The organism is Enorma timonensis, assembly GCF_000321165.1.
Taxonomy (GTDB): Bacteria; Actinomycetota; Coriobacteriia; order Coriobacteriales; family Coriobacteriaceae; genus Enorma.
In genome coordinates, this window is sequence record NZ_CAPF01000057.1 from 1 (window position 1) to 6,335 (window position 6,335).

At 70.4% G+C, this 6,335-nt stretch carries 7 protein-coding genes; all 7 read right to left on the reverse strand.

Annotated features, from left to right (window positions below):
* Positions 1–1,840, reverse strand: a 1,840-nt coding sequence (gene recJ / locus BN423_RS06720; RefSeq protein WP_019239492.1) for a single-stranded-DNA-specific exonuclease RecJ, incomplete at its 3' end; no start/stop codon positions are given.
* A gap of 248 nt (positions 1,841–2,088) precedes the next feature.
* A complete protein-coding gene (locus BN423_RS06725) occupies positions 2,089–3,489 on the reverse strand; it encodes an alpha-amylase family glycosyl hydrolase (protein WP_019239493.1) in 1,401 nt (466 codons plus the stop codon).
* A 123-nt stretch (positions 3,490–3,612) separates the two neighbouring features.
* Entirely contained in the window at positions 3,613–3,756 is a 144-nt protein-coding gene (locus BN423_RS06730) for a rubredoxin-like domain-containing protein (RefSeq protein ID WP_019239494.1), read from the reverse strand.
* 158 nt (positions 3,757–3,914) lie between these two features.
* Positions 3,915–4,418, reverse strand: a complete 504-nt coding sequence (locus BN423_RS06735) for a flavin reductase family protein (protein ID WP_019239495.1) — start codon at positions 4,416–4,418, stop codon at positions 3,915–3,917.
* 108 nt (positions 4,419–4,526) lie between these two features.
* The gene (gene smpB, locus BN423_RS06740) at positions 4,527–4,997 is read right to left on the reverse strand and encodes an SsrA-binding protein SmpB (protein ID WP_019239496.1); all 471 of its coding nucleotides are present in this window, start codon (positions 4,995–4,997) and stop codon (positions 4,527–4,529) included.
* Positions 4,984–5,904, reverse strand: coding sequence for a tetratricopeptide repeat protein (locus BN423_RS06745; protein WP_019239497.1), 921 nt, complete (start codon positions 5,902–5,904; stop codon positions 4,984–4,986). The genes smpB and BN423_RS06745 overlap by 14 nt, the downstream gene beginning before the upstream one ends.
* Positions 5,905–5,954: 50 nt before the next feature.
* Positions 5,955–6,335, reverse strand: a 381-nt coding sequence (locus BN423_RS06750) for a S1 RNA-binding domain-containing protein (RefSeq protein WP_026089030.1), incomplete at its 5' end; no start/stop codon positions are given.

A 6,335-nucleotide genomic window follows, 5' to 3' on the forward strand; every position in this document is an offset into this window, starting at 1 on the left:
CGGGGGCGGGGCGTCGGGCGCCCGTGGCGGGGCCGGCTGCATCGCCATGCGCCGCCTCATCCGCCCCCTCGGGTGCAGGAGCCGCGGGCAGCGCGTCCGCCCCCTCCCCTGTCTGCGGCAGCGCGTCCTCGTCCGTATGGCGCAGGATGTCGCGGACCATGAGCTTCGGCTTGACCCTGCCCTGCCACCGCTCCGCGACCGCCTCGAACACGAGGTCGACCACCGAATCGCAGGCGCAGACCTCCTCGATGTCGGGCACGCGGAACATGATGGCGGGCACGCTCGACACGCCGTCGGTCGCCGTGAAGCGCATGTGGTCGGCGGTCTTGCCCACGCAGAAGCGGTCGGCCATGGTGACGCCCGTCGCCGCGAGGAGCGGCACCTTGTTGCCCTGGCCGAAGGGCTCGAGCAGCGAGACCTGCTCGATGGTGTCGATGTCGAGCTCGGCGAGGTCGACCATCGTGGCGATCTCGCCCGTGTCCTCGAACGCCTCCTCCGGCAGCTCGGAGAGGACGGCGTCGAGCCGCGCGCGCAGCTCGGGCAGGCGCTCCGCCGGGAGCGTCACCCCCACGGCGCCGGCATGGCCGCCGAAGCGCGTGAGCATGTCGGAGCAGCGCTCGACGGCGTCGAAAAGGTTCACCGAGCCCACGGAGCGCCCCGAGCCGCGCGCCACGCCGTCCTCGATGGAGAACAGGAGCGTGGGCACGTGGTAGCGGTTCACGAGCCGGCTCGCCACGATGCCCTTCACGCCCTCGTGCCAGCCCTCGCCGCCCACCACGATGACGCGGCCGCCGGCGTAGGTCTCCTCCACGCGCGCGAGCGCCTCCTCGGTGAGCTCCGCCTCGATGGAGCGGCGCTCCTGGTTGGTCTCCTCGAGCCGGGCGGCGAGGCGCGACGCCTCGATGGGGTCGCGCTCGAGCAGCAGGTCGAGGGCGAGCGTCGGGTCCGCCATGCGCCCCGCGGCGTTGAGCCGGGGGATGAGCGAGAACGAGAGGGCGTCGGCCGTGATGGTGGAAAGGTCCACGCGGCTCACGCTCGCGAGCGCGATGTAGCCCGGGCGCGCCGTGGCGCGCATCTGGGCGATGCCCTCGGCAACGAGCGCGCGGTTCTCGGGCGTGAGGAGCATCATGTCGGACACGGTGCCGAGCGCCGCCACCTCGAGGTAGCGCTTCCAGAGGTCGGGCATACCGAGGCGCGCGCCGAGCACCTGGACGAGCTTGAGCGCCACGCCGGCGCCGGCGAGCTCGCGCGAGGGGCCGTCGGCAGCGAGCTTGGGGTCGGTGAGCGGGATGCCCTGAGGCACGGCGTCCGACGGCTCGTGATGGTCCGTCACCGCGAGGTCGATGCCGCGGTCGCGCAGGTAGCCCACCTCCTGCTTAGCGGCGATCCCGTTATCGACGGTCACGATGAGCGACGGGTCACAGGAGGCCACCACGCGGTCGAGCGCCGCCTCGGTGAGGCCGTAGCCCTCGTCGAAGCGGCGGGGGATGAACGGGTGCACGTGCGCGCCGAGCTCGCGCAGCGCCTCGGTGAGCAGGCAGGTCGACGTGATGCCGTCCACATCGAAGTCGCCGAACACGGCGATGACCTCGCCTGCGCGCACGGCGCGCTCCACACGGTCGGCCACCTCGGCCATGCCGGGGATGATGAGCGGGTCCGCCCAGTCGCGGTCGAGCGAGGGGGTGAGGAAGCGCTCGGCCTCCTCGGCGGTCTCGATGCCGTGGGCCACCATGATGCGCGCGACAAGCGGCGCGACGTGCAGCGCCTCGGCGAGCGCGGCGGCGCGGGCGGGGTCTTGGCGGGCGAGCGCCCAGCGGCGCGTGGTCTTAAGCGATGCCATGGGGCATCACCGCCTGGGAAGCTGGCGCCGCGTACGGCATGGGTGCGACGGGGTTCGGCTGTGGGATGGGGCGGCACCCGGCACCGTGGCCGGCGTGCCCGCGCGCAAGGCTCTGCATGGCGAACGTCCTTTGGAAGAGACCCGCTGCGGCGGGTCGAGCTGTTGTTCGCCCTCTAGTATACGCGCCGTCCGGACACGTTCGCCCCAGAAGCGCCAATCCCCCGGTAGGCGGCGGGATGCCGCGCACGCTATCGCGCGAGCAGGTAGCGCACCTCATGGGGCACGAGCTCGAGCGAGCCGTCGAGCTCGACCGGCTCCGCGCCGTCCTGGCCGAGCACGTCCTCGAACGTACCCGCCAGCTCCCCGGCATAGAGCGTCGCCGGCTCCGCCGCGGCGTTCACCGCGACGAGCACGCGCGCGGCGGGCAGCCCGTCCGACGCGTCGACCGCGCGCTCGAAGAGCAGCTGCTTGCTCGCGATCTGCACGTTGCGGTACCCGCCGTAGCAGAGCGCCCGCGCCGCGGGACGGAGCGCGCCGTCCGCGTCGCGCCCCGAGCGCACGTGCGCGAGCTGCCGAATCCAGTCGGTGAGGTCGTTTGCCTGCGGCGCCTCGAACGCCGGGCGGAGCGACCAATCGTCGGAGCCGCCCTTCTCGCCCGTCGCACCCCATTCGCTGCCGTAGTACACACAGGGGATGCCCGGCATGCCGAAGAGGAGTCCATAGGCCGGGCGCAGGCATTCAGGGTCGGAAAGGATGCTCGCGAGCCGCGTCACGTCGTGGTTGTCCGCGAACGAGAGCAGGTGCAGCCCCTGGTAGATGCACCACGGGTCGCCCCCGAACTGCCGATGGAGCGAATGGGCGATCTCGAACATGTTGCGGGAATTGAAGCTCGAGTACAGCCCCTTGTAGCACTCGTAGTTCGTGCAGGAATGGAGCATCTCGTCGTTCACGATCTGGCGGTAGTCGCCGTGCAGCATCTCGCCGATGAGCGCGAACGTGCCGTCGCCCTCCGGCGCGTCCCACACCGGCGCTACCGAGAGCTCGTTGGCGAGCGCACGCAGCCGCCGTAGGAAATCGTGGTCGAGGAGGTACGCCACATCGAGGCGCAGGCCATCGATGGCGAATGTATCGCGCCAGGCCCGCACGGTCTCGAGCAGGTACTCCACGACCTCGGGGTTCCGCAGGTTGAGCTTCACGAGGTCGTAGGCGCCCTCCCAGCCCTCGTACCAGAAGCCGTCACCGTAGGCGGAGTCGCCATCGAAGTTGGTGAAGAACCAGTCGCGATAGCGGGAATCCCAACCGTGCTCGCGCAGGTCGCGGAACGCCCAGAACTCGCGCCCCACATGGTTGAACACCGCATCGAGCACCACGCGGATCCCGTGGGCGTGGAGCGTCTCCACCACGAAGGCGAGGTCCTCGTCCGACCCCAGGCGGCAGTCGACGTGCCGCAGGTCGCGCGTGTCGTAGCCGTGCACGCTCGATTCGAACACGGGGTTGAGCAGGACGGCGCCGATGCCCAGGCCCTCGAGGTAATCCGCCCACTCCGCGATGCGCCGGATGCGCGGCACGCGGACGCCGTCGTTCTCGTGCGGCGCCCCGCACAGGCCGAGCGGATAGATCTGGTAGAACGTTTCCTCATATGCCCACATGGCATGCCCTTCCCGAAATGACAAAATCCAGACAGGCTGGTTTTTATCACGAGCGCAGATAACGAAAACGCCGGGCGCGGCTGCTGCCACGACCCGGCGCCTTCCATCGTTTGGTTATCGAGGCTACTCCTCGACCAGCTCGAACTGATCGGGGCCGACGCCGCACACGGGGCAGACGAAGTCCTCGGGCAGCTCGGGGGTATCGACCTCAACCTCGTAGCCGCAGACGACGCACACGAACTTGTAGGTCTTCTTCTCGTCGCTCATGAGATGCTTCCTTTCCAAAAGCGCCGACGTACCGTCGCCGGCATCGTGATAGTAGTACCCAACCGACGCGTTCTCATACGCTCGAATCGCCGGAAGCCGCGAATCCGGACGGGACGGCGCGGTGCGCGTAGGCGCACGCCAATCCCGCGCACCCGCAGCTACGCCTGATAGCTCGAGGCCTTGGGCGGCGTCTTGCCCTTGAGCACCGTGTGGTAGTAGCTGTAGGTGAGCGGCTCCTCGTCCGAGAGCACCTGCGCGTCCACCGCCTCGCCGATGAACAGGTAGTGCGTACCCACGTCGACGGTGTCGATGAGCCGGCACGCGATGAGCGCGCACGCGTGCTCGGGCGCGTACGGGCTGCCCACCGCGGAGGTCTCGCAGCCGTACTTCTCGAACTTGTCGTAGGTGTCGCTCGAGCGGAAGCCGAAGTTGCCGATATAGGGCATGTCCGCGGTCTTGTCGATGGCCGTCACCGCGAAGGCGCCCGACTGCGCGATCACGCGCGCCGTGACGTTGTCCTTGTTGACCGCGACCGACACGCGCGGCGGCTCCGCCGTCACCTGCACGGCGGTGTTGACGATGCAGCCCGCGCGCAGGCCGTCCGCCTCGGCGGAAACGACGTAGAGTCCGTAGGTCATCTTGAAGAAGGCTGTGAGATCCATGGCGAAACCCCTTTCACGAAGCAACGGTTCGCACATGCCCCCATTGTAGCGCATCGACGCGGGCACGCGGCCGCGCCCGGGACGGCTCGGCGAACGGCCGCGGGCGGGCTAGCGGTTGCGCTCCTTGAGGGTGCGCTCGATCTCGCGCTGCATGTCGCGCTTCGCCATGTCGTCGCGCTTGTCGTAGAGCTTCTTGCCCCGTCCCAGGCCGAGCAGGAGCTTCACGCGGCCGTCGGCGTTGAAGTACAGCTCGAGCGGCACGAGGGCATAGCCGCGCGTGCGCAGCTTCACGTCGAGGTGGTTGATCTCCTTGCGGTGCAGCAGGAGCCTGCGGCGGCGGTCGGGGTCGCGGTTGAAGATCGAGCCGTTGCTGTAGGGGTGGATGTGCACGCCGATGAGCCAGCACTCCCCGCCGCGGATGACCGCGTAGGTGTCCGTGATCTGGCAGGCGCGCTCGCGCAGGCTCCGCACCTCGGTCCCCGAGAGCTCGATGCCGCACTCATACGTCTCCTCGATGAAGTACGCATGGTGCGCGGAGCGGTTCTTGGCGATGAGCTTGCGCTCCTTACGACTCGGCATGCGCGTCCCCCTCCCCTGCGTCCTGCGGCGCGGCCGCGGCGGCTCCGGCGGCGCCCGCCCCCCGCTCCGAGGCGAGCTCGGCGTCGGACTCGCGGATGAGGCGGATGAGCGCCGAGCAGGCGTCCTCCCCCACGAGGTCGCGCGCGCGGAGCGTGTAGCGGGTCGCCGCGTCGCGGTCGCCCGCGCGGGCGGCGTCGGTGGCGCACATGAGCAGGCAGATGGCGATCTCGGCGTTCGGCTCGCCGGAGAGGCCCTGCTCGCCCAGGGCGCGCGCGGTCTCCTCGTCCGAGGCCTCTGCCGCATCGGGCGCCTCCTGCATGAGGCGCTCGAGCAGCGCGCGGGTCGCCTCCTCCCGCGGGGCGAACGCCGCGGCGCGCCGGGCGTACCCGGCCGCGAGGAGCGGTTCCTCGCGGTTCAGGAAGAACTGGCCGAGCGCCGCGCACGCGCGCCCGAAGAGCACGGCGTCGGCCGCGCGCTCGAGCACGCTGTAGGCGAGCGCGCCCCATTCGTCCTCGTCGCCGAGCACGCGGTACAGCTCGGCGAGGTCCAGGCGGTAGGCGCAGTTCATGGGATCCCAGCGCACGGCCTGCTTGAGCGCGTCGCGCGCGAGGCCGTACTCGCGCTGGGCGCTGTACGCGAAGGCGAGGTCGGCGTACACGCGGTCGAAGGGCGCGTCCACCTGCACGAGCGTGCGCGGGTCGCGCTCCACGCGGCGGTACGCAAGACGCTCGAACATGTCGGCGAAGCTGAAGAACTGCACCTCGTCGGTGGTGACGCAGGCGTCCTTCGCGTAGTCCTCGACCGCGTCGCGCAGCTCGAGCAGCTCGGGCAGGGCGGCGTCGATGTCCCCCTGGCCCAGGTAGTTCTCAATATGGCGAATGCCCTCTTCGGTGACGGGCGCTTCCATCGCATGTCCTCTCGTCGGTGCCTGCACGGCACACGCGTATATCCAGCCTTTTAGTGTAGCGCACGGGGCGCGGCGACGAGCCCCAGATCGAGGTGGCCGCGCAGCTGGTCGGTCGCGCGCACCTCCACGACCACGCGGTCGCCCGGGCGGATGCGCCTGCCGGTGGCCGATCCCACGAGCGCGAGCGTGCGCTCGTCGAGGTCGAACCACTCGTCCCCGAGGTCGCGCAGGCGGATGAGGCCCTCGGCCTGCGTCTCGTCGATGCGCGCGAACGCCCCCATCGCGTCGACCCAGCTCACCGTCGCCGTGAAGCGCTCGCCGATCCGATGGGCGTAGTAGCGCGCCACCATGACCTTCTGCGAGGCGCGCGCCGCGGCGTCGGCCGCCCGCTCGCGCTCGCTGCACGCGCGGCAGAGCTGCGCGGCGAGGGC